The organism is Ureibacillus galli, assembly GCF_014836845.1.
In the GTDB taxonomy this organism is placed as follows: Bacteria; Bacillota; Bacilli; order Bacillales_A; family Planococcaceae; genus Ureibacillus; species Ureibacillus galli.
The window spans coordinates 14,428-37,467 of sequence record NZ_JACSQA010000033.1 but is presented as its reverse complement, the minus strand read 5'-3'; the positions used below and the strand labels follow the sequence as shown (position 1 = coordinate 37,467).

Genomic DNA, 23,040 nt, shown 5'->3' with positions numbered 1-23,040 from the left:
GAGAAAGGTGAATTTGAGTTTCATCAAATTCACCTTTCTCACTATTTGAAGCTAGTTATGTCCCAGCCTCTTTTTTAAAGGGAAAAACAGATTCCTTATGGAATAATACAAAGAACAATCAACGTTTTTATAATCATTATAGAAATAGTACGAAACGTTAAAAAAGGTAGGTTGGAAATGGGAAAATACGAACAAAAAACAAAAACAACGGATTATAGTGTAACAGAATTTATTGAATCTGTTGAAAGTCCAAAAAAACGGGAAGATGCTTATCAACTATTAAAAATTTTTGAAGAAACGTCTGGTTTTAAGGGGAAGATGTGGGGGCCGAGTATTATCGGATTTGGTTCCTATCATTACAAATATGCTTCAGGACATGAAGGGGATGCACCCCTAGTTGGTTTCTCGCCAAGAAAAGCAAAAATCAGTTTATATTTTGCCCCTGGTGATAAAGAGAGAGAAGTGTTACTAGAACGATTCGGGAAACATACCGTTGGAAAAGGGTGTGTTTATATTAATAAACTAGCGGATATCGATCGTGACATATTACAACAATTAATCATTCAATCTATAAAATTTTTACAAAAAACTTACCCGCAAGATTGAAACCTTTTTAAGTTAGTAAACGTAAAACAAAATAGATTGTAACGAAAAAAGAAGGAGAGCTGAAAAATGTCATTTTTTAATAAGATGTTAGCAAGTATTGGTGTAGGTGCTGCAAAAGTAGATACAAAATTGGAGAAATCTTCATTTGTTGCAGGTGAAGTAGTCCGCGGGGAAATAGAAGTTTACGGTGGTAATGTGGAACAAAATATTGATACAATTTATTTAACCTTATATACAACATATATTAAAGAAATTGATGATCATAAAGTGACAGCAAAAGCTCCAATTAAACAATTCCGAGTAACCGATCCGTTTACAATTAATGTAAATGAAACGAAAATAATTCCTTTTTCATTTACATTACCATACGATACACCAATTACAGTTGGGAAAACAGAAGTGTGGGTTGCAACAGAATTAGATATTCGCAGTGGTGTAGATTCCGATGATAAAGATTACATCGAAATTCGTCCATCTGAGATTGCTTCAAAAATTTTAGACGACGTTCAACAACTTGGATTTAGATTACGCAAAGCAGAATGTGAACAAGCGTCTTACAAATATTCTCGAAACTATCCGTTCCTTCAAGAATTTGAATTTGTTCCAACTGGTGGATCATTTAGAGGGAGATTAGATGAGTTAGAAATCGTTTTCTTATCCCAAACGGCTGATTCAGTAGAAATTTTAATTCAAGTAGATCGAAAAGCTAGAGGGTTCGGCGGATTTTTAGCAGAAGCGTTAGATGCAGATGAGACGAATATAAGAATGACGATTCCAAAACAAGATTTACATGCTTTTAAAGAAGTGTTACAACAAACGATTGCTAAATACGCTTAACAAAAAGGGTATTCCAAATGTTGGAATACCCTATTATTTATTATACTTCGCGAGCAAGTTCTTGAAGTTTCACTCGATCAATAATTTCATATCCTTTGTTACTTTTTTTAATCATATTTAACTGACAAAAATGGGCGAAGGTATGAAGTAAATGCCGGTAGGACACTCCTAAATATTCACTAATCTCCGTATGCTTTTCTTTATAAAAGTTACCATCAGAAGACATAAGAATAAAAGCAGCTAATCGATTTTCAAGAGGATAGGCTTGAGTTTGAGAAAATCGATTTGTCGTTTGAGTCATTTTATTCCCTAAAAATAAGCAAAGTTGCCTTAAAAATACTGAATCAGTTAAAAGCCTTTGTTTACAATCATAATAAGGGAGCGAGAAGCATATCGTTTTGGTTACAGTTTGAATCCCTTTTGTATATTTTTGAGCATTTAATAACTCGACTTCCCCCATAAAGCTAGGAGATGTAATGAAATTAATTAACGATACTTTTCCGTTTTTATGCGTAACATATAGTTTCGCTTTTCCTTCTACCATGTAGTAAAGCGATTCCGGTAAAGAACTTTCTTGAAATATATATTCTCCTTTTTCAAATTCACACACTTGAACAAAAGGTGAAATATCAAAGGAGAAGAAAGATTGAAAGGAATATTTTTCTATATACTCTTCTTTTTGTTTCCCTGTTATTAATTGCAAAATAATTCCTCCAATCGATTCATCCCAACCTTTTGCTTACTGATCTAAAAAATGAACAGAGAACAAAAGAAAAAATGTGAGATATCTCACATTATTTTAAATGACAACGTGCTATTATTCAATAAAGATTGGAGGTTGCAGTACGTCTATGAACAATCAACGGTGGTTATCCCAAAATTTCTTTCTATTTTTCTTTACATGGGGAGTATATTTACAATATTGGTCAGGGTGGTTATCAGGGGCAAAAGGATTAACGGTACATGAAGTAAGTATCATTATGGGTTTCGGTTTAGTTGCTAGAGCATTTTCAACGATGTTTATTTATCCCTTCGCTTCGAAATATTTCAGTGATAAAAAGTTAACCCTATTGTTAGTAATTAGTTCCTTAATAGCAGCGTTATTATATTTACCTTTTAATACTTTTCCGGCTTTATTTGCCATTACATTGATTTTTAGTTTATTTTATCCTTCGTTATTACCGGCTATCGAAAGTAGTGCTTCTACCCTAGTTCAGCAAACTAAGATTCATTACGGTAAAAGCCGGTCCTATGGTTCGATCGGTTTTGTCATTTCCGTTTTGATTCTAAGTGTGATGATAGGCTATGTAGGGGAAAAGGTCATTTTATGGGCAATGATTGGTTATTTAATGATCATGTTAATTCTTCAAATTATGCCTACGCCGGAAGTGTTATTAGCTAAACCAACAGCAGAAGACCGAAGTCGAGCTTTTTCTATGAGAAGTTTATGGAAAGTTAAAGGCTTTCCAGTAGTCATGGTTATCGTTATCCTTTTACAAGGTTCTTTAGCATCATACTACAATTACAGTTACATTTATTTGCAACAATATTTACAAGTCAATACGTTTTATATTGGCATGATTTTGAACGTAGCAGTCCTATTTGAAATTTTATTCTTTTTAATAGCGGACCGTCTCTTTGCTAATAAGAAAATTTCAACCTTATTTTTCATTGCAGCAATTGGTTCTACATTAAGATGGTTCATCATTTTTGTATTTCCAAATGTTTGGGCATTTATTTTCTCACAAACTTTACATTCGGTTTCCTTTGCAATGGCCCATTATGCCTTCATCCAATACATTACGAAAAGTCTACCAAAACAACAAATTGCCAATGCACAAGGTTTGTATTCCGCCCTGGCAACAAGCTTAAGTGCGGCAGTTTTAACATTATTCGGAGGATATTTATATGATATTACTCCGGGTCTCGCATTTTTAGGAATGACCATTTTCACGATTCCAGCAATCATAATCATTTTACTTTCAAAAAAATCGTATCAAATATAAAATGTCGTCCCTATTTAGGGACGACTTTTCGCTGTTTTATAAAATATTTAGTTAGTAATCCAAAAGTAATCACTGCAAGAACAAGAAGGACTTCAAATGTGTAAATAGCCGTTTGGGATGGGAAAAAGGGGGCCACATAAGCGTCCTTTGAAATCATTTTAGAAGATGTCCATGCTAAAACGGCTGCACCTAACACAATAATAATCGGAAATTTTTCCATTAATTTTGTCACAACTGTACTTCCCCAGACAACAATCGGAATCGAAACAATTAATCCAATGGCGACGAGTAAAATATTTCCATGAGCAGCTCCAGCAACCGCAATAATGTTATCTACTCCCATTAATAAATCGGCTAAAAGAATCGTACTAATTGCTCCCCAAAAATTCCTTTTCGTCTGCTTTACATTGATTTCTTCTTCTGTTAGTAACAGTTTATAAGAAATATATAATAACAAAACACCACCGATTAATAGTAAACCATCATACGCCAATAATTTAACAGCAACTAACGTTAAGACGATACGAACGAAGATAGCGCTAAAAGTTCCCCAAAAAATAACCTTTTTTTGTTGGTTTTTAGGTAAGTTCTTGGCAACAAGTCCAATTAACAAAGCATTGTCACCGGCAAGTACTAAATCGATAAAAATAATAGAAAGTAAAGCCGTGAAAAATTCAACAGAAAATAATTCCACTATGTATTCGCTCCAATCTATATGGTAGTCCCTTTAACAAAACAATATATGTCTTTTGCCAAGTTTTCAGAAGTTTATTAATTGATTGAAAGTTTCATTGTTATATGATAATTTCTTAATAATTTAGATTGGAAGAAACGGGTGAATAGGATGATTAGAAAACTAATAGATGAAGATCGACAAAAGGTGATGAACTTCGTTTTAAAAAAGCCTGCCGAAAATTTGTTTATTATTGGGGATATTGAAGCCTATGGTTTTGATACAGAATTTCAAACTGTATGGGGGCAATTCGATAATTCGGAAGAGTTGATTGGAGTATTGTTAAAATATGAAGGTAATTACATACCATATACTGAAAATGATATAAATTGGAAAGAGTTTGCTGCCATTATAAATAATGACCCAAATATGACTGAGTTGTCCGGATTAAAACCAATTGTAGAGAAATTAGAACCTTTCATTGTAAAAAATATGAAAAGCAAAAGCTCTTTCTATTATGCCAAATGTCAAAACTTAAAAATTTCTAAAAGCGAGGATGAACTACATTCGGTTGAAGTGTTGAGTGTTGAGGAACTAGAAGAACTTGTTGCTCTTTTAAAAACTGTGCCAGAATTTCAACATGCAAACATAACAGTTGAGTCGAAAAAAAGGACGATTGAAAATAAAACAGGACGAACTTATTTTATCCGAATGAATGGCGAAATGGCTACAACTGCCTCCACAACGGCGGAAAATAGCTCTTCTGCCATGATTGTTGCTGTAGCAACAAAGGAACAGTATAAACGAAAGGGACTTGCTACTGACTGTATGATTAAATTGTGTCAAGATTTGTTAAAAGAAGAAAAGGAACTATGTTTATTTTATGACAATCCGGACGCTGGTAAAATATATAAACGGTTAGGGTTTGAAGATATTGGTTTTTGGAATGTCTATCGATATGAGTAAATGCTGATTAAAATAGTTATAATTGACATAAAGCATCCCATTTCATATAATTTAGAACAGAATATATTGAACACGATGATGGAACAAGTACGTTAATGTTTACGAACAGAAAGGGATTCCTTGGCTGAAAGAATCTCACGTTAAGCACTAGCGGAAAGCTACTCCAGAGTGCAGCTAATCCCTGCCGTCCACTTACGTTACAGTGCTTGAGATATAAGTTTTGCTTTGAAGCTTGGAGCTATTTAGAACCTGCTGTAAGTTTTTACAGAAGCAGACTTATAAATTAGGGTGGTACCGCGAGCAACAGTCCTCGTCCCTTTGTGGGATGAGGACTTTTTTATTTGAATGAAACGATGGATTTGTTATTTATTCCGTCATTTTCGAAAGGTACACTGGAACACCATCATGTAAATCAAATTTATAATATTATTGGAGGTATATTTGAAGATGAAAGCATCAGAAATTCGTCGTAAGTATTTAGAATTTTTCATTGAAAAAGGACATGCTCAAGAACCATCTGCACCGTTAGTGCCCATTAATGACCCATCGTTACTTTGGATTAACTCAGGTGTTGCTACGTTAAAAAAATATTTCGATGGTCGTGTTATTCCTGACAATCCACGTATTACGAATGCACAAAAATCTATTCGTACTAATGATATTGAAAACGTAGGGAAAACAGCTCGTCACCATACATTTTTTGAAATGTTAGGAAACTTCTCAATTGGTGATTACTTTAAAAAAGAAGCAATTCATTATGCATGGGAGTTTTTAACTGATCCAAAATGGATGGGCTTCGAACCTGAACTTTTATCTATCACGATTCATCCAGAAGACCAAGAAGCATATGATATTTGGAAAAATGAAATTGGTATTCCAGAAGAACGTTTAATTCGTATTGAAGGGAACTTCTGGGATATCGGAGAAGGTCCATCTGGTCCAAACTCTGAAATTTTCTACGACCGTGGTCCTGAATACGGTAATGATGAAAACGATCCAGAATTATATCCTGGTGGAGAAAATGAACGTTATCTTGAAGTATGGAATTTAGTATTTTCACAATTTAATCACAATCCAGATGGAACATACACACCGCTACCTAAACAAAACATTGATACAGGTATGGGCTTAGAACGTATGGCTTCCGTTGTGCAAAATGTACCAACGAATTTTGATACAGATTTATTTATGCCAATTATCGAAAAAATTGAAGAGTTTGCCAACCGATCTTACAAACGTCCGGGTGAAATCGATTTAAAAGAAATTTTCGGTAGTGAAGAAGATTTAAATACACCATTTAAAGTCATTGCCGATCATATTCGTACTGTTGCTTTTGCAATCGGTGACGGTGCTCTTCCGTCAAATGAAGGGCGCGGTTATGTATTACGCCGACTTCTTCGTCGTGCGGTAAGATATGCAAAACAAATCGGTATCGATAAACCGTTTATGTTTAAATTAGTCCCTACCGTTGGCGAAATTATGCAAGACTTCTACCCAGAAGTGAAAGAAAAGAGAGAGTTTATCGAACGTGTTATTAAAAATGAAGAGAATCGTTTCCATGAAACTCTTGACGGTGGATTAGCAATTCTTTCGGAAGTAATTGAAAAGGAAAAAGCTGCAGGAAACAATGTCATTCCTGGTAATGATGCATTCCGTTTATATGATACTTACGGATTCCCAGTTGAGTTAACAGAAGAATACGCTCAAGAGGCAGGTATGACGGTTGATTTAGATGGATTTGAAGCAGCTATGAATGAACAAAGGGAACGTGCTCGTGCAGCTCGCGCAGATGTCGATTCCATGCAAGTTCAATCAGAAGTTTTGGCAAATTTAACACAAGAATCAAATTTTGTAGGTTATGAAACATTACAAACTGAGACAAAAGTCGTTGCAATCGTTTCAAATGGTCAAATGGCCGATTATGCTTCAGAAGGTGAAGAAGTTCTTGTACTTTTAGCGGAAACACCTTTCTACGCGGAGATGGGTGGACAAGTTGCTGACCATGGTAAAATTTCCAACGATTCATTTACAGCTTTTGTAAAAGATGTTCAAAAAGCACCGAATGGTCAACCACTTCACACCGTTATAGTGGAATCTGGTGAAATGCATGTGGATGATGTTGTCACGGCAATGGTGGATCGTGATGAACGTAATCTTGTAGTAAAAAACCATACAGCTACACATATTATGCAACGGGCATTAAAAGATGTTCTTGGCGACCATGTTAACCAAGCAGGTTCTTATGTAGGACCAGACCGTTTACGTTTTGACTTCTCCCACTTTGGTCCTGCTACAAAAGAAGAGTTAGAAAAAATTGAACGTATTGTAAACGAAAAAATTTGGGATGATATTGAAGTAGTTATTGAAGAAATGCCAATTGCTGAAGCAAAAGCGATCGGTGCAATGGCGTTGTTCGGTGAAAAATATGGTGATATTGTTCGTGTTGTCCAAGTAAGTGACTACTCCATCGAACTTTGTGGTGGTATCCACGTAAAACGTACTTCCGAAATTGGTTTATTTAAAATCGTTTCAGAAGGTGGTATCGGAGCAGGTACACGTCGTATTGAAGCGGTTACGGGTAAAGCAGCATTTGAAGCAGTGAAGGAAGAACAACGGATTTTAGAGGAATCTGCTGCTTTATTAAAAGCGAACCCTAAAGACTTAGTAGCTCGTGTTGAAACTTTACAGCATGAATTAAAAGAACAACAACGAGAAAATGAAGCATTATCCCAAAAAATAGCGAATGCAGAGGCAGCTTCCGTATTAGATGCGGCTCAAAAAATTGGTGATATTACAGTTCTTTCCACAAAAGTTGCAGCGAAAGATAACAATCAACTTCGTCAAATGATGGATGATTTAAAAGATAAATTAGAAAAAGCTGTAATCGTACTTGGTGCGGTTGATGGTGACAAAGTTATGTTATGCGCGGGTGTAACAAAAGATATCGTGGGAGGAGCTTACCACGCAGGAAATATTGTGAAATCAGTTGCTGAAGCTTGTGGAGGTAAAGGTGGCGGTCGTCCGGATATGGCGATGGCAGGTGCAAAAGATGCATCAAAACTTGAAGAAGCGTTAAATTCTGTGTATGATTACGTTAAATCCAATTAAAAATATTTTCTTTCTGTTACAAAATATGGTCAGAATACCATCCTGATATTTGATTGAATTGGTTTATCGGTTATAATAAAGAGAATAGAGATGTTTTTCCGTTAACATCTCCTTATTACTGAAAGCGAGGTGCTGGTCTTGAGTTCGTTTGATAAAACAATGAAATTCAGTTTTCCAGAAGAGTCAATGGAACAAGAAGTAAAGCAAGTGATGTTGAAGGTGTACTCTTCACTAGAAGAGAAAGGGTATAATCCTACTAACCAAATTGTAGGGTATCTTTTATCTGGTGATCCGGCATACATCCCTCGCCATCAGGATGCAAGAAACTTAATACGTAAGCTTGAACGTGATGAAATTATTGAAGAGCTCGTAAAATTTTATATTAAGAAGAATAACGAGGCATAATAAGTATATGAGAGTAATGGGTTTAGACGTTGGTTCAAAGACAGTTGGCGTTGCAATTAGTGACGCCTTAGGTTGGACAGCGCAAGGTATAGAAACGATACAGATAAACGAAGAAACTGGCGATTTTGGCATCGAGCGTATAAAAGAACTTGTTACGGAATATGCTGTTACGGAGTTTGTAGTTGGCTATCCGAAAAACATGAACAATACAGTCGGTCCTCGTGGTGAAGCTTCCGAGAATTATAAAAAAATGCTGGAAGATTCCTTTCATTTACCTGTAAAGCTGTGGGATGAACGTTTAACAACGATGGCAGCTGAACGAATGCTCATTGAAGCGGACGTAAGCCGTAAAAAGCGTAAAAAAGTTATTGATAAAATGGCGGCTGTTATGATCCTTCAAGGATATTTAGATAGCAAGAATTAACATTCGCTAAAAAGAGCGAATGTTAATTCTCTGCCCCGAAAGCGAAGCGACAGGGGCAAGACCCACCTTTGGGGATGGTTAGTTCTCTGCCCCGAAAGCGAAGCGACAGGGGCAAGATACATTCGCTAAAAAGAGCGAATGTTAATTCTCTGCCCCGAAAGCGAAGCGACAGGGGCAAGCCCCACCTTTGGGGATGGTTAGTTCTCTGCCTCGAATACGCAGGGGCAGAAAATAAATACTAGTGATATAAAGTATATCTAGTTTTAAATTTAATGAAGAGGTGACCAATAATGGTACATGAACACGATCACGAACAACATCGTCATATTACAATTGTCGATGAAAATGGAAACGAACAACTTTGCGAAGTGCTACACACTTTTGATTCTGAAGAATTTGGTAAGTCCTATGTACTTTATTCATTAGTAGGTGCTGAAGAAGATGATGAAGGCCAAATTGAAATCTTTGCGTCATCTTTCGTTCCTTCTGAAAATGGTGAAGATGGAGAATTAGAACCGATTGAAACAGAAGCAGAGTGGGATTTAATTGAAGATGTGTTAAATCAATTAGAAGACCAATTAGATGACGAAGAAGAATAAGAAATAAAATAAATCTTATAATAAAAAGGTAGGCTGATTTTGCCTACCTTTTTTAAATAGTAGGAGGTACATTAATGGACGATCAATTATTTAAGTTACAATTAGAGGATGGCTCTGAACAATTATGTAAAGTGGTAATTACATTTGATACAGATGATCAATCCTACGTTTTATACTCTTTAGTAGATGAAGAGGGGAATGAAAGTGAAGAAATTTCTGCCCTTCGTTATGAACTAGGAGAAAACGGTGAACTGACGAATTTCTCTTCCCTTGAAACAGAAGAAGAATGGGATATGGTAGATGAAGTATTAAATACATTAATTGCTGAATTTGGTGAAGAAGGTAATTACTTTACAATCTCTGATGAAAACGGTGAGGAAGTGGTTTGTGAAGTAATTCATCGTTTTGAGTTAGACGAATTTGACAAGTCTTATATACTTTATACCTTTGCCGATCAAGAGGAAGTAGGCGAAATATATGCAGCTGCATATATTCCAGGTGAGAACGGGGAAGTTCTTGATTTACTACCAATTGAAAAGGAAGAAGAATGGAAACTAGTTGAAAAAGAAGTAGAGGCATTAGGTGAATAGTAGTGATGAAAACGTTATGACTTTCATAACGTTTTTTTTCGTGTATTTAGTTGTTTTTCAAAAGGGATAAAGTACTGCTTCTGAAAATTAATTCAAAGAAAGAAGTCAATTTTTCAGCGTTCCAGTAGGTACTCGTCGCAAATGAACATACCTCAAACGTAAGTTTTGAGTAAAAAGTAATTGCGCCTGTCGCAAGCTTTCGCCGCAGATAAAACATGTCTTTAATCCGCAAGAGACATTGAAAACTTATTGCTGCTTTCGTTCCAGTAGGTACTCGTCGCAAATGAACATACCTCAAACGCAAGTTTTGAGTAATGTTCATTTGTCACCATTTGTATTTTCTTGTATCATATTAGGAGATGTGAGGGGGTACGCCGGTGGATAGTGAATCTAAAAAACAGAAAATGATAGAGAAATTAAACGTGCGAAAATCGGAAGGTAAAGTTGTACGACGGATTGTAACGATTGTAACACTTGCTATTTTACTAATTGTAGCAGTGGTAGGTGTTGGTGGGTATTTTTATGTGAAATCTGCCATGAAGCCGATTGATCCGGAAGCAACTGCTGAAATTGAAGTAGAGATTCCAATGGGGTCAGGGATAACATTAATTTCTAGTATATTAGAAGAAAAGAATGTTATAAAAGATGCCCGAGTATTTAAATATTATACAAAGTTTAAAAATGCAACGAATTTTCAGGCTGGTAATTACGTCATGACTCAAGCGATGACATTTGATGAGATCATTGAGAGTTTGAAAACAGGGAAAGTGTACCGAGAACCTATATTTACCATTACTGTTCCGGAGGGGTTAACGTTAGACCAAATCTCTGAAATTGTTGAAAAACATACGGATTATACTGCGGAACAATTTATGGAAAGGGTAACAAATAAAGAATTTATCCAAAATATGATGGGAAGTTTCCCTGATTTAATTACAGATGAAGTATTTAATGAAAAAATTCGTTTTGCTTTAGAAGGTTATTTATATCCTGCTACTTATTCTTTCTATGAAGAAAACCCATCATTGGATGATATTATTAAAATGATGATTTCTCAAACAAACGATATCGTTGTGGAATATCGTGCTTTACTAGAAGAAAAACATATGACACCGCATCAATTGTTAACCTTTGCCTCTCTTCTTGAAGAAGAAGCAACAGCACAAACGGATCGAGCAACCATTGCGAGTGTATTTTATAATCGATTAGAAGCTGATATGCCTTTACAAACGGATCCAACGGTTCTTTACGCATTAGGTTCCCATAAAGAACGGGTGTTATATGAAGATTTAGAAGTGGACAACCCTTATAACACATATAAAATTCAGGGATTACCTCCTGGGCCGATTGCCAATGCAGGGAAAATTTCAATAGAATCTGCCCTTAGTCCGACTGATACTGACTATTTATATTTCTTAGCGGATAAGGAAGGTAATAATCACTTTGCCAAAACATATGATGAACATTTGAAAAATATTGACCAATATTTAGAACAATAAAGAAAATTCATATGAATCTAAAAGAATTCAGAAGGAAACGATTGTTTTTATGTTGAGTATAGAAAAAATAGAAATGTACCTTTTTCTATATTCAACAATAAAGATTATTCGCTTTCCTTCTGTTTTCGTGATATTATAGTTTTTGATTTTTTGTATTCATTGAAGGTAGAGATTTGCAACGTAGAAACGGTTACTTCGTTTTATAACGATAGAGTTTTTTGTTTTAACGTATAGTAAGTCTTAAGCCAAATTTAATGTTTGGTTTTTTCTTTTTAAACAATTTTATTTTTCTTATTAAAAGGGGTTCACATAATGGAATTTTCTGATGCTTATATAGAATCCTTTATTCAACCACGCAATGAGCTATTAATGGAGATGGAAAGATATGCAAAGGAACATCATGTACCTATAATGCAATTACCCGCCATTGATGTCTTAAACCAACTCCTTCGAATCCAAAATCCTTCTAGCATATTGGAGATAGGGACTGCAATTGGTTATTCTGCATTGAGGATGGCAGAAACTTTACCGAATTGTAGTATTGTGACGATTGAAAGGGATTCCGAACGAGCCAATCTTGCAAAAAATTTTATTGCGCGTTCAGAAGTATCAAATCGAATTACGGTAATCGAAGGTGATGCGTTAGAAGTGGATGTTGAAAGGCTTCAATCTACTTTTGATGCTGTTTTTATTGATGCCGCAAAAGGCCAAAATATTCGTTTCTTTGAAAAATACGCGCCCCTAGTTCCATCGGGAGGTATTCTGTATATCGATAATATGTACATGCATGGGCTATCGGATTTAGATATTAAAGAAGTACCGCGGCGTAAAAGAACGATGATTCGTAATTTGAAAAATTTCACTGACTGGATTATGCAAAATCCTAATTATGATAGTACATTTTTCCCTGTCGGTGATGGCTTATTAATTTGTTTGAAGAGGTGACGAGTAATGAAAAAACCTGAATTATTAGTTACGCCAAAATCGATACCACATATTGAAGAGTTAATAAAAGCAGGCGCAGACGCATTTGTCATTGGTGAACAACAATTTGGTCTGCGTTTAGCAGGTGAATTTACAGTGAGCCAAGTAGAAGAAGCGACAAAGCTAATTCATGAGGCTGGTAAAAAAGTGTATGTTGCAGTAAATGCACTTTTCCACAATGACCGTCTACAAGCTTTAGATGAGTATTTAAAAGAAATGCAAAGAATAGGTGTAGACGCATTAATATTTGGTGACCCTGCCGTAGTCGTATCAGTACGTGAGTTAGGGATTACGATACCGCTTCATTGGAATCCTGAAACGATTGCAACGAACTGGTTCCAAGCGAACTATTGGGGAGAACGTGGGGCAAAACGTGCTGTGTTAGCCCGCGAACTCTCTTTAGACGAAGTGTTAGAAATAAAAGAACATGCAAAACCAGAAATAGAAGTACAAGTTCATGGAATGACATGTATGTTCCAATCAAAACGCTCGCTACTAGGGAACTATTTCTTATATCGCGGAGAAGTGATGGAAATTGAAAATCGGAAAGAAAATAAAAATATGTTCCTTCATGATAAAGAACGTAAAAATAAATATCCGATTTACGAAGATCTAAATGGAACACACATTTTCTCACCAAACGATATGTGTCTAATTGATGAATTAACAGAGCTATTTGAAGCGGGAATTGATTCATTGAAATTTGATGGTGTACTCCAAACTGAAGAGTATATCGTGACTGTAACAAATTGCTATCGACAAGCAATCGATGCCTACTTCGATCAAGGTGAAGATGCTTATGATGACTTGAAAAATGAATTATTAGAACAAATTGAAAAGATTCAACCAAAATTACGTCCATTAGATACAGGATTTATCTTTAAAGAAACAGTGTATTAAGGAAGGAGCGGCATTGGCCTTGTTACAATTAATAGAAAACGAAAAAATTCGTGAGACGGTTAATGGTAAACGTGTTATTACAAAAAAACCTGAACTATTAGCACCAGCAGGCAGCTTAGAAAAATTAAAAGTAGCCGTTCATTACGGAGCTGATGCTGTCTTTATTGGTGGTCAAGAATTCGGTTTACGTTCCAATGCAAACAACTTTACAATCGAAGAAATGCGTGAAGGTGTAGAATTTGCAAAAAAATATGGCGCTGTCGTGTATGTAACGACAAATATTTTTGCCCATAATGAAAATATGGTTGGCCTAGAAGAGTATTTGCAAGACATTGAAGATGCGGGTGTAAGAGGGATTATTGTAGCGGATCCTTTAATTATTGAAACGTGTCGTCGTGTAGCACCTAAATTAGAAATTCACTTATCAACACAGCAATCTTTATCCAATTGGAAAGCAGTAAAATATTGGAAGCAAGAAGGACTCCATCGTGTTGTGTTAGCCCGCGAAGTTGGGGCGGAAGAAATGCGCAAAATGAAAGAAGAAGTGGATATTGAAATTGAAGCTTTCGTGCATGGCGCAATGTGTATTGCTTATTCTGGTCGCTGTGTGCTATCTAATCATATGACAGCCCGTGACTCAAATCGAGGTGGGTGCTGCCAATCATGTCGTTGGGATTATGATTTATATGAAGCAGTAGATGGGGAAGAAAAAGCGTTGTTTAACGAAGGGGATGCCCCATTTGCTATGAGTCCGAAGGACTTAAAATTAATTGAATCAATCCCTCATATGATTGAACTTGGCATTGATTCGTTAAAAGTGGAAGGACGTATGAAATCGATTCACTACATTGCCACTGTTATTTCTGTTTATCGTAAAGTGATTGACGCCTATTGTGCGGATCCAGAAAACTTTAAAATTAAAAAAGAGTGGTTAGAAGAGTTGGATCGTTGTGCGAACCGTGCCACTGCTTCGAGTTTCTTTGAAGGAGAACCAAGTTTTGAACAACAAATGTTTGGAACTCATGCGACGAAATTGAAATGGGATTTCGCTGGACTCGTTCTAGATTATAATCAAGAAACTCAAATCGTCACTTTACAGCAACGAAATTACTTCAAACAAGGAGATACAGTTGAATTTTTCGGACCTGATATTGAATCATTTAAAATGGAAGTAGGACAAATTTGGGATGAAAAAGATAACGAGATTGAAGTAGCCAACCATCCGTTACAAATTGTAAAATTCAAAGTGGATCGCCCATTGTTCCAATATAACATGATGCGAAAGGAGAATAAATAAATGTCCAAAATGCGCCCTTTAGTAATAGGGATTGCGGGTGGTTCATGTTCAGGGAAAACTAGTGTGACACATGCCATTTATGATGTATTCAGAGAACACTCTGTTGTAGTTATAGAGCAAGATTATTACTATAAAAACCAAAGTCATTTAACTTTTGAAGAACGTTTGAAAACGAATTATGATCATCCTCTAGCTTTCGATAATGATTTATTGCTAGAGCATTTGAATCGTTTGTTACAAAGAAAAGCAATTGATAAACCAGTATATGATTATGTGAATCATACTCGTGCGGAGGAAGTGATTCATGTAGATCCGAAGGACGTTATTATTCTAGAAGGTATTTTAGTTTTGGAAGATAAACGTTTACGTGATTTAATGGATATTAAATTGTTTGTTGATACAGATTCAGATTTACGTATAATTCGTCGTATTGAGCGAGATATTAAAGAACGAGGAAGAACGATTGATTCTGTCATCGATCAATATTTAACTGCTGTTCGTCCAATGCATAATCTATTCATCGAACCGACTAAACGCTATGCTGACGTAATTATCCCTGAAGGTGGGGAGAATGAAGTAGCTATCGACTTAATGGTCACAAAAATTAAAACAATTCTTGAAACTATGTCGATTGTGTAATATGATGAGTTAGTATTGGAATTATATAGAACTTGAAGAAAAATTTATAATATTACTAATAAATTCGGTTATTAGTTAAGTGGACAAAAGTACTTCTATTGGTTACTTTTATCTCATATGCTTAATTATTAACCGGGTTTTATTATTACACTTTAAAAAAGAAAACGATTGCATTTTCATTTATAAGGTGTATAGTATTGTTTCAAGTAAAATATTGTTAGTATTTAAGGAGTGAAATGTCTTGTCAAATGAAAAACAATATCCAATGACATTAGCGGGTAAACAAAAATTAGAAGAAGAATTAGAATATTTAATAACAGTTAAACGTAAAGAAGTAGTAGAGCGTATTAAAATTGCTCGAAGCTTCGGAGACTTATCAGAGAACTCTGAATATGATTCAGCGAAAGAAGAACAAGGATTTGTAGAAGGACGCATTTCAGCAATCGAATCAATGTTACGAAATGCATTAATTATAGAGGAATCTGAGGGCGAAAGTGATATCGTTACTTTAGGAAAAACAATTACTTTTGTTGAGCTTCCTGATGGTGATGAAGAAGAGTATACAATCGTTGGTTCAGCGGAAGCAGATCCATTTGAAGGTAGAATTTCAAATGACTCACCGATAGCGAGAGCGTTACTTGGCCATAAAGTAGATGATATCGTGAAATTAACTACACCTGGTGGAGATATGGAAGTACGCATCGTTTCCATTAAAACAGCAAAATAGTTCTACCATCTTTCAACTGGCTTATCATACATAGCCATCGAATTTGGAAAACATAAAAAAGTCGACGAATTTTCCTGATTTGTCGACTTTTTCATTTCGTTTAAATTTCTAACAAGAATATTAAATAAAGGGGTATTTAATGGCTTTCAACTTGAATATTGATACAATAAAAGTAATGGTGTAAAGGAGGATTCAATTATATGTCTAAAAAGGGACAAGAATCTTTAACACGCTCAAATAAGCGGCGTAAACAGACAAAGAGCAAAATGGACCGCCTCTTAAATATATTAATTGCTGTTGTTTCAATACTCATTATTTTAAATTTAGTAATCGTTCTAAATGATGATCCAGAAAAAGAAGCAAGTTCTGAGGTAGCTCAAGAAGAAAATAATGATAGTAGCGATAATATGAAAGAGAATGAAGATACTAACAAAACAGATAACAACTCTTCTGAGGAATCAACGGAAGATGAGGAAGCTTCCGGATCCATTGATAATCCTGAGGAAACGGACTCTGACTCTGGTAAAATGGAAGACGAAAAAGGAACAGATGAATCGAAAATGGTCGTACAAAGTTCTAACGATCCAATGGTTGAGCAGGTGATTACAAATCCAAGTTGGGATGTAACACCAACTAAGCAGACAGGAGAACATGTTTCTGCTTATGAAAAAGGACATATTGATTACGAGGAAAAATTAAAAACAATTCAAAATGCTGTTCAATTAGATGAAAATAATATCATTTATTGGTCTGTAAAAAATAATGGTAGTACTGATAGTTCTGTTGCAGTCGTTTCAAACAATGAAAAAACAGAAAAGTATCGAGTTTACATTGAATGGGTTCAAAATGAAGGTTGGAAACCAGTAAAAGTAGAGAAGTTGAAGAAATTAGAAGGTACCTATTAATTAATCGTTGACGTATCGCCACTTATTCTTTATCTTAGTATAAGTGTCAATTATTGGAGGGATATCGTAATGAAGATTGCCGTCATTGGTGCAATGGAAGAAGAAGTAGAATTATTAAGAAATGCACTTGCAAATACGGAAACGACAACTATTGCAAACAGCGAATATACAACAGGTACATATAATGGTAAAGAAGTGGTTTTATTAAAGAGTGGCATTGGAAAAGTAAATGCAGCAATGTCAACGACTGCCTTACTATATGAGTTTAAACCGGATGTAGTCATTAACACTGGTTCTGCTGGTGGATATGACCCATCTTTAGAAGTTGGTGCGATTGTTATTTCAGATGAAGTTCGCCATCATGATGTGGATGTAACGATCTTTAATTATGAAATGGGTCAAGTACCTCAATTGCCTGCAGCTTTTAAATCCGATGAGCGGTTAATGAGAATGGCTGAAGAGGCAGTGACAGAGATTGGAGAACATCAATTTGCAGTAGGTCTAATTTGTTCGGGAGATTCCTTTATGAATGATCCTGAGCGGGTTGAAAAGGTAAGAACATACTTTCCACAAATGAAAGCAGTGGAAATGGAAGCTGCAGCTGTTGCCCAAGTTTGTTATCAATTTCAAACACCATTTGTAGTCATTAGAGCATTATCAGATATAGCAGGGAAGGAATCAAATATTAGTTTTGATGAATTTTTACCTGTTGCTGCGAAACATTCAACAGAAATAGTATTAAAAACAATTGATAAATTGTAGTCCAACGGTCATAAACGTACTTGACGCTTAAGAAATAGACAAAGTAATATAGAAATATGAATGTAATGGGAGGGTAACCAATGTTATATCTTATGGGTGGTTCTGTGGTAATCACGGCTATTTTAGGTATTCTAATTTATTTCGGTGCGAAAGATTCACATGTACATCATTAATGAAGAAAGCTCATTAAGGTTTATAAACCATTAATGAGCTTTTTTTATGAACCTCCTTTCAACTAAAGTTCAAAGGAAATTTAATTTAAATGGGTTGGATCATTTTCAGCTTTTCGATTTTCCTTTTCAGCTTGATTATGTTTAAATTGTTGGTAAAGCTTAACAAGGGCTCTTTTTTCAATACGAGAAACATAACTTCTGGAGATTTTTAACTTTTTTGCAATTTCTTTTTGAGTTAACGGATCATTATTATTTAAACCATAACGATAAACAATGATTTCTAATTCTCGAGGTTCGAGGGTATTTAAGTAGGAATAAAGTTGTTCAAAACTTTCTTTTTGTTCAATTTTATCAATAGCTGGTTGTTCATCTAGTTGTAATAGATCTCGTATTTGTAATGATTGTCCTTCTTTATCTACGCCAATAGGTTCAAACAGTGAAACGTCTTTTTGAACTTTCTTTTGGGCTCTTAAATGCATTAAAATTTCATTTTCAATACAACGGGCAGCATATGTGGCTAGACGTGTTTTTTTATCAGGCGTATAACTGCTCACAGCTTTCATCAAACCGATTGTGCCGATGGATATATAATCGTCTAGTTGTTCGTGCTGTGGATGGAATTTCTTGACGACATGGGCGACAAGTCTCATATTTCTTTCAATTAAATCAAGGCGTGCTTGTTCATCACCTGCCATGAAGCGTTCAATACATTTCGCTTCTTCTTCTTTTGTAAAAGGTCGATGAAAAGCCTGCCCTTTTAAATATCCAAGAAATGACGGAATGTCTAGCCAAAGCTGCATTAGTGATGCAAAAATTCCACTCAATCACGTCATCCTTTCTGCCTTTTTCGACATTATATGATAAACTTTTCGAGAAAATGAAAGAGATAGGGAAGTTAAACATAAAAAAACGATGCAATCAATTGGATTTGATGCATCGAGTTTCATTATAATTTTTTTAATGAAAAGGTACTTACCATCAAAATGGAAAGTATCGGATAGACAAATAAGTAAAAGGGTGGGTTTACGATTGGCATTAGGAAATAGGAAAAAGTAAGAAATGTACCTGCAGCCGTTATGGGTAACCCAACAAAATAACAGTTGGATTCTGTTATGTTAAACCGGGCTAGACGGAACGCACCACAAGCTATATAGAAAATCGTAATAATCATCCCTAATGTTCCAAAATCACTTAAAACGCATTCATACATTAAAAGTGCTGGAGCGACACCGAATGAAATAATGTCACCCATTGAGTCTAATTGTTTACCGAGTTCCGATTCTTGATTAAATTTCCGAGCTACCTTACCGTCATATCGGTCAAGGAAAGCAGCAATAAATATAAATAATACGCTATAACTATATGACTCATTTAATGTTGCCATTATGGAAGCACCACCAAATGACAAATTACATAAAGTAATTAGATTAGCAGCGTGCGATTTAATTTTTTTAATCGTGGAATCCACCATATGAAGAAGAAACATGGGGAAACACTCCTTTGCGCTAATTATATTTCTATATTATACTTCGAAACAGTACAAATTGTAAGTCTTACATTATTTCTCAAATATTAAGAATTTATTTATAGGGGGTTTATATGAAAGAAAAAATATATCAATACATGATTGAACTTACCAATGGAAAATACAGCTCCCTTATGTTAAAAAAACTTGCTACGTCTTCATTTAGTAAAAAGTTTATTCGTGAGTATAGTAAAGTATACGATATTGATGTCTCTGAGGTTTCAAGAGATCTACATAGTTTTGAAAGTTTACAAGATTTTTTTACTAGACAGTTAAAAGAAGATGCTAGACCTATAAATCGGCATGCAAAAACGTTTATTAGTCCAGTAGATGCAAAAATTGAATCCTTTGGTCAAATAGAAGAAGGTGCTGTTTTTAGTGTGAAAGGCAAACCTTATACATTATTTGATTTACTAGGGAAAGAACAGATGGTTGAAAAATATAAAAATGGAAAATATATCGTTTTTTATTTAAGTCCAGCGAATTATCACCGAATTCATAGTCCACTGGATGGAACAGTCATACGACAATACTTTCTAGGAAATAAATCGTATCCAGTCAATCAATTAGGGTTAACATATGGCAAAAAGCCAATAAGCCATAATTATCGTATGATTAACGAAATTCAAATTCAAAATAATAAATATTTCACCCTTGTGAAAGTTGGCGCAATGTTCGTTAACTCTATTACTTTAACGAATGTCTCCACTTCTTGGAAAAAGGGAGAAGAAATCGGTTATTTTGGTTTTGGTTCAACTGTGGTTATGTTATTTGAAGAAAATGTTGTTGACTTTACGAATAATGTACAAAAAGGACATGCAGTGAAAATGGGTGAACCAATTGCAACTATGCTATAATCGTCTAATAAAGAGAACCTTTATAAATAGAGGTAAATTAATCCAATACTTATAGACAATATGAAGGAGTTAAGGCTTTGTATAATTTTTTATTACCAAAAGAGTTTGTAACAAGTGTATTTGAAATTACACCAGAAAAATTAGAAGCGCTCAACATTAAAGGGATTATTACAGATTTGGATAATACTTTAATTGAATGGGATCGACCAGATGCAACGGAAGAAATTGCGGCTTGGATGAAAATGATGCAGGATGCTGGAATTCGTATTATTATTGCCTCTAATAACAATGAAGAACGGGTAAAACGTTTTGCTGAACCGCTAGGTATTCCTTTTATTTTTCGGGCTCGAAAACCATTAGGAGCTGCCTATTTTGCTGCCATGAAACAAATTCGCTTAAAAAGTAGTGAAGTGGCGATGGTTGGCGATCAATTATTAACGGATATTATGGGTGCTAACCGTTTAAAATTATATACTTTTTTAGTCCGTCCGGTTGCTGAATCGGATGGCTTTGTTACGCGTTTTAATCGTTTCGTTGAAAGACGAGTGTTTAATACATTAAAACGCAAAGGAATTAAAACTTGGGAGGAACAGTAATGAGTGAAATGCCAAACTGTATTGGCTGTGGAGCAATTATTCAAACAGAAAATCCGAAAGAGGTAGGGTATGCACCTTCTTCTTCGTTAGAAAAAGAAACGGTAATTTGCCAACGTTGTTTCCGTTTAAAAAACTACAATGAAATTCAACCAGTGAGTTTAACTGATGATGACTTTTTACGTATTTTAAACGGCCTAGGAGAACAGCAAGGATTAATTGTGAAAATTGTTGATATATTTGATTTTAACGGAAGTTGGTTACCTGGGTTACACCGCTTTGTCGGAAATAATCCAGTTTTACTAGTAGCGAATAAAGCCGATTTATTACCTAAATCTGTAAAACCAAAAAAAGTTATCAATTGGTTAAAACGAGAAGCGAAAGCATTAGGATTACAACCAATTGATGTAATGCTTGTCAGCGCCCATAAAGGGTTCGGTATGGCAGAAGTAGTAGATGCGATTGAAACGCTAAGAAAAGGTCAAGATGTGTTCGTTGTAGGTTGTACAAATGTAGGGAAATCAACTTTTATTAACCGTATTATTAAACAAGCAACTGGAGAAGGGAATATAATTACTACTTCTCATTTCCCTGGTACAACGTTAGATATGATTGAAATTCCATTAGATGATGGTTCAGCTCTCTATGATACGCCGGGTATCATTAACCATCATCAAATGGCGCATCATATTGATTCCAGTGAATTGAAATATATAATGCCGAAAAAAGAAATAAAACCGAAAGTATATCAACAAAATGAAGGTCAAACTTTATTTATTGGGGCCCTTGCTCGATTCGATTTCATAAAGGGTAATCGCTCTGCTTTTACAATCTATGCAGCAAATGACCTACCAATTCATCGCACTAAGTTAGAGAAGGCGGACACTTTATATGCGGAACATAAAGGGGAACTCCTTTCACCACCTTCAGAAAAATATATTGAACAATTACCTGAATTAGTTCGTCATGAATTTGCTATAAAAGAAGGGAAAACCGATGTGGTCATTTCGGGCCTTGGTTGGATTACAGTGCAACACCCGAACGTAGTAGTTGCAGCACATGCTCCAAAAGGTGTGGAAGTATTTATTCGACCATCGTTAATCTAATTTAAAAGATGGGGAGGTTGATGAAATGAAGAAATGGTTTGCTGTTATTGGGGATCCCATTGCTCATTCCAAATCGCCAAATATGCACAATGCTTGGTTTGAAGAGATGAATATAGACGCAGCTTATATACCGATTCATGTGAAAAATGATGAGTTAGAAAAAGCGGTCGCGTCTTTGAAAACGTTAGGTGTAAGTGGATGGAATATAACGATTCCTCATAAACAAACGATTATTCCCTATTTAGATGAACTCGATCCATTGGCTGAAAAAATGGCTGCTGTTAACACGGTCGTCGTCCAAGATGGAAAATTAAAAGGATACAATACGGATGGTGCGGGTTTTGTTCATTCTCTTGAAGAAGCAATAGGACAACAAAAAGAAAGTGAAATTCTCATCATAGGTTCAGGTGGGGCAGCTCGCGGTATTGCCTTTGCATTACAACAATATGGGTATCACAATATAACGGTAACGAATCGAACGGTTTCAAAAGCAGAAAAAATAGTGAATGAATTAGGGGAAGGACGGGCACTTTCTATAGAAGAAGCGGAAAAATGCTTGGACCAGTTTAGTATCCTTATTCAATGTACTTCTGCCGGCTTAGCCAATACGGAATTTAAATTGCCATTATCTCTTGAAAAATTACAAGAGGGAGCAATTGTAGCGGATATTGTGTATAATCCTTTAATGACACCATTTTTATTGGAGGCAGAAAAGAAAAAGGCAACGATTATAAATGGTCTTGGCATGTTTGTCCATCAAGGAGCAATCGCTTTTCAATATTGGTTAGGACAATATCCAAATACAAATTTAATGATAAAAAGATTAACTGAAGAATTACAAAATGAACAGTTAATTTAG

25 protein-coding genes are annotated in these 23,040 nt (G+C 35.3%); 21 read left to right on the top strand and 4 right to left on the bottom strand.

Annotated elements, in window-relative coordinates; all coding sequences use genetic code 11:
• The first annotated feature begins 177 nt into the window (after nt 1–177).
• Together H9636_RS16395 and H9636_RS16390 are read left to right on the top strand one after the other, a co-directional pair.
• Nucleotides 178–606: a DUF1801 domain-containing protein gene (locus H9636_RS16395; RefSeq protein ID WP_191708651.1), complete on the top strand. Its 429-nt coding sequence runs from the start codon at nt 178–180 to the stop codon at nt 604–606.
• A gap of 66 nt (nt 607–672) precedes the next feature.
• Nucleotides 673–1,443, top strand: a complete 771-nt coding sequence (locus H9636_RS16390) for a sporulation protein (RefSeq protein WP_191708650.1) — start codon at nt 673–675, stop codon at nt 1,441–1,443.
• Between the two features lie 40 nt (nt 1,444–1,483).
• Here the strand turns inward: H9636_RS16390 and yeiL are convergent, their stop codons facing one another.
• Nucleotides 1,484–2,146, bottom strand: a complete 663-nt coding sequence (yeiL, locus tag H9636_RS16385) for a transcriptional regulator YeiL (RefSeq protein WP_191708649.1) — start codon at nt 2,144–2,146, stop codon at nt 1,484–1,486.
• A gap of 148 nt (nt 2,147–2,294) precedes the next feature.
• On the opposite strand from yeiL, the gene H9636_RS16380 reads away from it, so the two are divergent.
• Entirely contained in the window at nt 2,295–3,449 is a 1,155-nt protein-coding gene (locus H9636_RS16380) for an MFS transporter (protein ID WP_191708648.1), read from the top strand.
• Between the two features lie 10 nt (nt 3,450–3,459).
• On the opposite strand, the gene H9636_RS16375 is transcribed toward H9636_RS16380, so the two are convergent.
• Nucleotides 3,460–4,143 carry a TerC family protein gene (locus H9636_RS16375; protein WP_191708647.1) on the bottom strand — a complete coding sequence of 228 codons (684 nt, stop codon included), beginning with the start codon at nt 4,141–4,143 and terminating at the stop codon, nt 3,460–3,462.
• Between the two features lie 150 nt (nt 4,144–4,293).
• On the opposite strand from H9636_RS16375, the gene H9636_RS16370 reads away from it, so the two are divergent.
• The 14 genes from H9636_RS16370 to mtnN all read left to right on the top strand — a co-directional run bounded on the left by H9636_RS16370 (nt 4,294) and on the right by mtnN (nt 17,927).
• On the top strand, nt 4,294–5,088 hold the full coding sequence (locus tag H9636_RS16370) for a GNAT family N-acetyltransferase (RefSeq protein ID WP_191708646.1): 795 nt from the start codon (nt 4,294–4,296) through the stop codon (nt 5,086–5,088).
• Nucleotides 5,089–5,535: 447 nt separating this feature from the next.
• Nucleotides 5,536–8,196 (top strand): alanine--tRNA ligase, encoded by a 2,661-nt coding sequence (alaS, locus tag H9636_RS16365; protein WP_191708645.1) that lies wholly within the window; start codon nt 5,536–5,538, stop codon nt 8,194–8,196.
• Between the two features lie 138 nt (nt 8,197–8,334).
• On the top strand, nt 8,335–8,601 hold the full coding sequence (locus H9636_RS16360; RefSeq protein ID WP_122971392.1) for an IreB family regulatory phosphoprotein: 267 nt from the start codon (nt 8,335–8,337) through the stop codon (nt 8,599–8,601).
• A 7-nt stretch (nt 8,602–8,608) separates the two neighbouring features.
• The gene (gene ruvX / locus H9636_RS16355) at nt 8,609–9,025 is read left to right on the top strand and encodes a Holliday junction resolvase RuvX (protein WP_191708644.1); all 417 of its coding nucleotides are present in this window, start codon (nt 8,609–8,611) and stop codon (nt 9,023–9,025) included.
• 290 nt (nt 9,026–9,315) lie between these two features.
• Nucleotides 9,316–9,624 (top strand): DUF1292 domain-containing protein, encoded by a 309-nt coding sequence (locus tag H9636_RS16350; protein ID WP_191708642.1) that lies wholly within the window; start codon nt 9,316–9,318, stop codon nt 9,622–9,624.
• A 74-nt stretch (nt 9,625–9,698) separates the two neighbouring features.
• Complete coding sequence (locus tag H9636_RS16345; protein ID WP_191708640.1) at nt 9,699–10,214, top strand: DUF1292 domain-containing protein; 516 nt, start codon at nt 9,699–9,701, stop codon at nt 10,212–10,214.
• Between the two features lie 377 nt (nt 10,215–10,591).
• The gene (mltG, locus tag H9636_RS16340) at nt 10,592–11,713 is read left to right on the top strand and encodes an endolytic transglycosylase MltG (RefSeq protein WP_191708639.1); all 1,122 of its coding nucleotides are present in this window, start codon (nt 10,592–10,594) and stop codon (nt 11,711–11,713) included.
• A gap of 312 nt (nt 11,714–12,025) precedes the next feature.
• The gene (locus H9636_RS16335; protein ID WP_191708638.1) at nt 12,026–12,658 is read left to right on the top strand and encodes an O-methyltransferase; all 633 of its coding nucleotides are present in this window, start codon (nt 12,026–12,028) and stop codon (nt 12,656–12,658) included.
• 6 nt (nt 12,659–12,664) lie between these two features.
• The gene (locus tag H9636_RS16330) at nt 12,665–13,597 is read left to right on the top strand and encodes a peptidase U32 family protein (protein WP_191708637.1); all 933 of its coding nucleotides are present in this window, start codon (nt 12,665–12,667) and stop codon (nt 13,595–13,597) included.
• 31 nt (nt 13,598–13,628) lie between these two features.
• Nucleotides 13,629–14,894, top strand: a complete 1,266-nt coding sequence (locus H9636_RS16325; protein ID WP_191708653.1) for a peptidase U32 family protein — start codon at nt 13,629–13,631, stop codon at nt 14,892–14,894.
• Nucleotides 14,895–15,533, top strand: coding sequence for a uridine kinase (gene udk, locus H9636_RS16320; protein ID WP_191708635.1), 639 nt, complete (start codon nt 14,895–14,897; stop codon nt 15,531–15,533).
• A 241-nt stretch (nt 15,534–15,774) separates the two neighbouring features.
• Nucleotides 15,775–16,260, top strand: coding sequence for a transcription elongation factor GreA (greA, locus tag H9636_RS16315; protein ID WP_122971384.1), 486 nt, complete (start codon nt 15,775–15,777; stop codon nt 16,258–16,260).
• Nucleotides 16,261–16,460: 200 nt separating this feature from the next.
• Entirely contained in the window at nt 16,461–17,165 is a 705-nt protein-coding gene (locus H9636_RS16310; RefSeq protein ID WP_191708633.1) for a YrrS family protein, read from the top strand.
• 69 nt (nt 17,166–17,234) lie between these two features.
• Complete coding sequence (gene mtnN, locus H9636_RS16305; protein WP_191708632.1) at nt 17,235–17,927, top strand: 5'-methylthioadenosine/S-adenosylhomocysteine nucleosidase; 693 nt, start codon at nt 17,235–17,237, stop codon at nt 17,925–17,927.
• Between the two features lie 253 nt (nt 17,928–18,180).
• Here the strand turns inward: mtnN and sigK are convergent, their stop codons facing one another.
• A complete protein-coding gene (gene sigK, locus H9636_RS16300; protein ID WP_191708631.1) occupies nt 18,181–18,924 on the bottom strand; it encodes an RNA polymerase sporulation sigma factor SigK in 744 nt (247 codons plus the stop codon).
• A gap of 122 nt (nt 18,925–19,046) precedes the next feature.
• Nucleotides 19,047–19,586 carry a CDP-diacylglycerol--serine O-phosphatidyltransferase gene (gene pssA, locus H9636_RS16295; RefSeq protein WP_191708629.1) on the bottom strand — a complete coding sequence of 180 codons (540 nt, stop codon included), beginning with the start codon at nt 19,584–19,586 and terminating at the stop codon, nt 19,047–19,049.
• Nucleotides 19,587–19,699: 113 nt separating this feature from the next.
• Between pssA and H9636_RS16290 the strand changes: the two genes are divergently transcribed.
• The 4 genes from H9636_RS16290 (at nt 19,700) to aroE (ending at nt 23,040) form a co-directional block, all read left to right on the top strand.
• Entirely contained in the window at nt 19,700–20,482 is a 783-nt protein-coding gene (locus H9636_RS16290) for a phosphatidylserine decarboxylase (protein ID WP_191708628.1), read from the top strand.
• Nucleotides 20,483–20,559: 77 nt separating this feature from the next.
• A complete protein-coding gene (locus tag H9636_RS16285) occupies nt 20,560–21,078 on the top strand; it encodes a YqeG family HAD IIIA-type phosphatase (protein ID WP_191708627.1) in 519 nt (172 codons plus the stop codon).
• Nucleotides 21,078–22,181 (top strand): ribosome biogenesis GTPase YqeH, encoded by a 1,104-nt coding sequence (yqeH, locus tag H9636_RS16280; protein ID WP_191708626.1) that lies wholly within the window; start codon nt 21,078–21,080, stop codon nt 22,179–22,181. The genes H9636_RS16285 and yqeH overlap by 1 nt, the downstream gene beginning before the upstream one ends.
• Nucleotides 22,182–22,206: 25 nt before the next feature.
• Complete coding sequence (gene aroE / locus H9636_RS16275) at nt 22,207–23,040, top strand: shikimate dehydrogenase (protein WP_191708625.1); 834 nt, start codon at nt 22,207–22,209, stop codon at nt 23,038–23,040.

Excerpts from the sequence above, each read along its gene's own strand:
- H9636_RS16370 (WP_191708646.1), top strand. The coding sequence starts at position 4,294 with ATGATTAGAAAACTAATAGATGAAGATCGACAAAAGGTGATGAACTTC.
- aroE (WP_191708625.1), top strand. The coding sequence starts at position 22,207 with ATGAAGAAATGGTTTGCTGTTATTGGGGATCCCATTGCTCATTCCAAA.
- H9636_RS16310 (WP_191708633.1), top strand. The coding sequence starts at position 16,461 with ATGTCTAAAAAGGGACAAGAATCTTTAACACGCTCAAATAAGCGGCGT.
- alaS (WP_191708645.1), top strand. The coding sequence starts at position 5,536 with ATGAAAGCATCAGAAATTCGTCGTAAGTATTTAGAATTTTTCATTGAA.
- pssA (WP_191708629.1), bottom strand. The coding sequence starts at position 19,586 with ATGTTTCTTCTTCATATGGTGGATTCCACGATTAAAAAAATTAAATCG.
- yqeH (WP_191708626.1), top strand. The coding sequence starts at position 21,078 with ATGAGTGAAATGCCAAACTGTATTGGCTGTGGAGCAATTATTCAAACA.
- H9636_RS16380 (WP_191708648.1), top strand. The coding sequence starts at position 2,295 with ATGAACAATCAACGGTGGTTATCCCAAAATTTCTTTCTATTTTTCTTT.
- H9636_RS16345 (WP_191708640.1), top strand. The coding sequence starts at position 9,699 with ATGGACGATCAATTATTTAAGTTACAATTAGAGGATGGCTCTGAACAA.
- H9636_RS16290 (WP_191708628.1), top strand. The coding sequence starts at position 19,700 with ATGAAAGAAAAAATATATCAATACATGATTGAACTTACCAATGGAAAA.
- mtnN (WP_191708632.1), top strand. The coding sequence starts at position 17,235 with ATGAAGATTGCCGTCATTGGTGCAATGGAAGAAGAAGTAGAATTATTA.
- H9636_RS16335 (WP_191708638.1), top strand. The coding sequence starts at position 12,026 with ATGGAATTTTCTGATGCTTATATAGAATCCTTTATTCAACCACGCAAT.
- H9636_RS16390 (WP_191708650.1), top strand. The coding sequence starts at position 673 with ATGTCATTTTTTAATAAGATGTTAGCAAGTATTGGTGTAGGTGCTGCA.
- ruvX (WP_191708644.1), top strand. The coding sequence starts at position 8,609 with ATGAGAGTAATGGGTTTAGACGTTGGTTCAAAGACAGTTGGCGTTGCA.
- H9636_RS16330 (WP_191708637.1), top strand. The coding sequence starts at position 12,665 with ATGAAAAAACCTGAATTATTAGTTACGCCAAAATCGATACCACATATT.
- H9636_RS16395 (WP_191708651.1), top strand. The coding sequence starts at position 178 with ATGGGAAAATACGAACAAAAAACAAAAACAACGGATTATAGTGTAACA.
- H9636_RS16350 (WP_191708642.1), top strand. The coding sequence starts at position 9,316 with ATGGTACATGAACACGATCACGAACAACATCGTCATATTACAATTGTC.
- udk (WP_191708635.1), top strand. The coding sequence starts at position 14,895 with ATGTCCAAAATGCGCCCTTTAGTAATAGGGATTGCGGGTGGTTCATGT.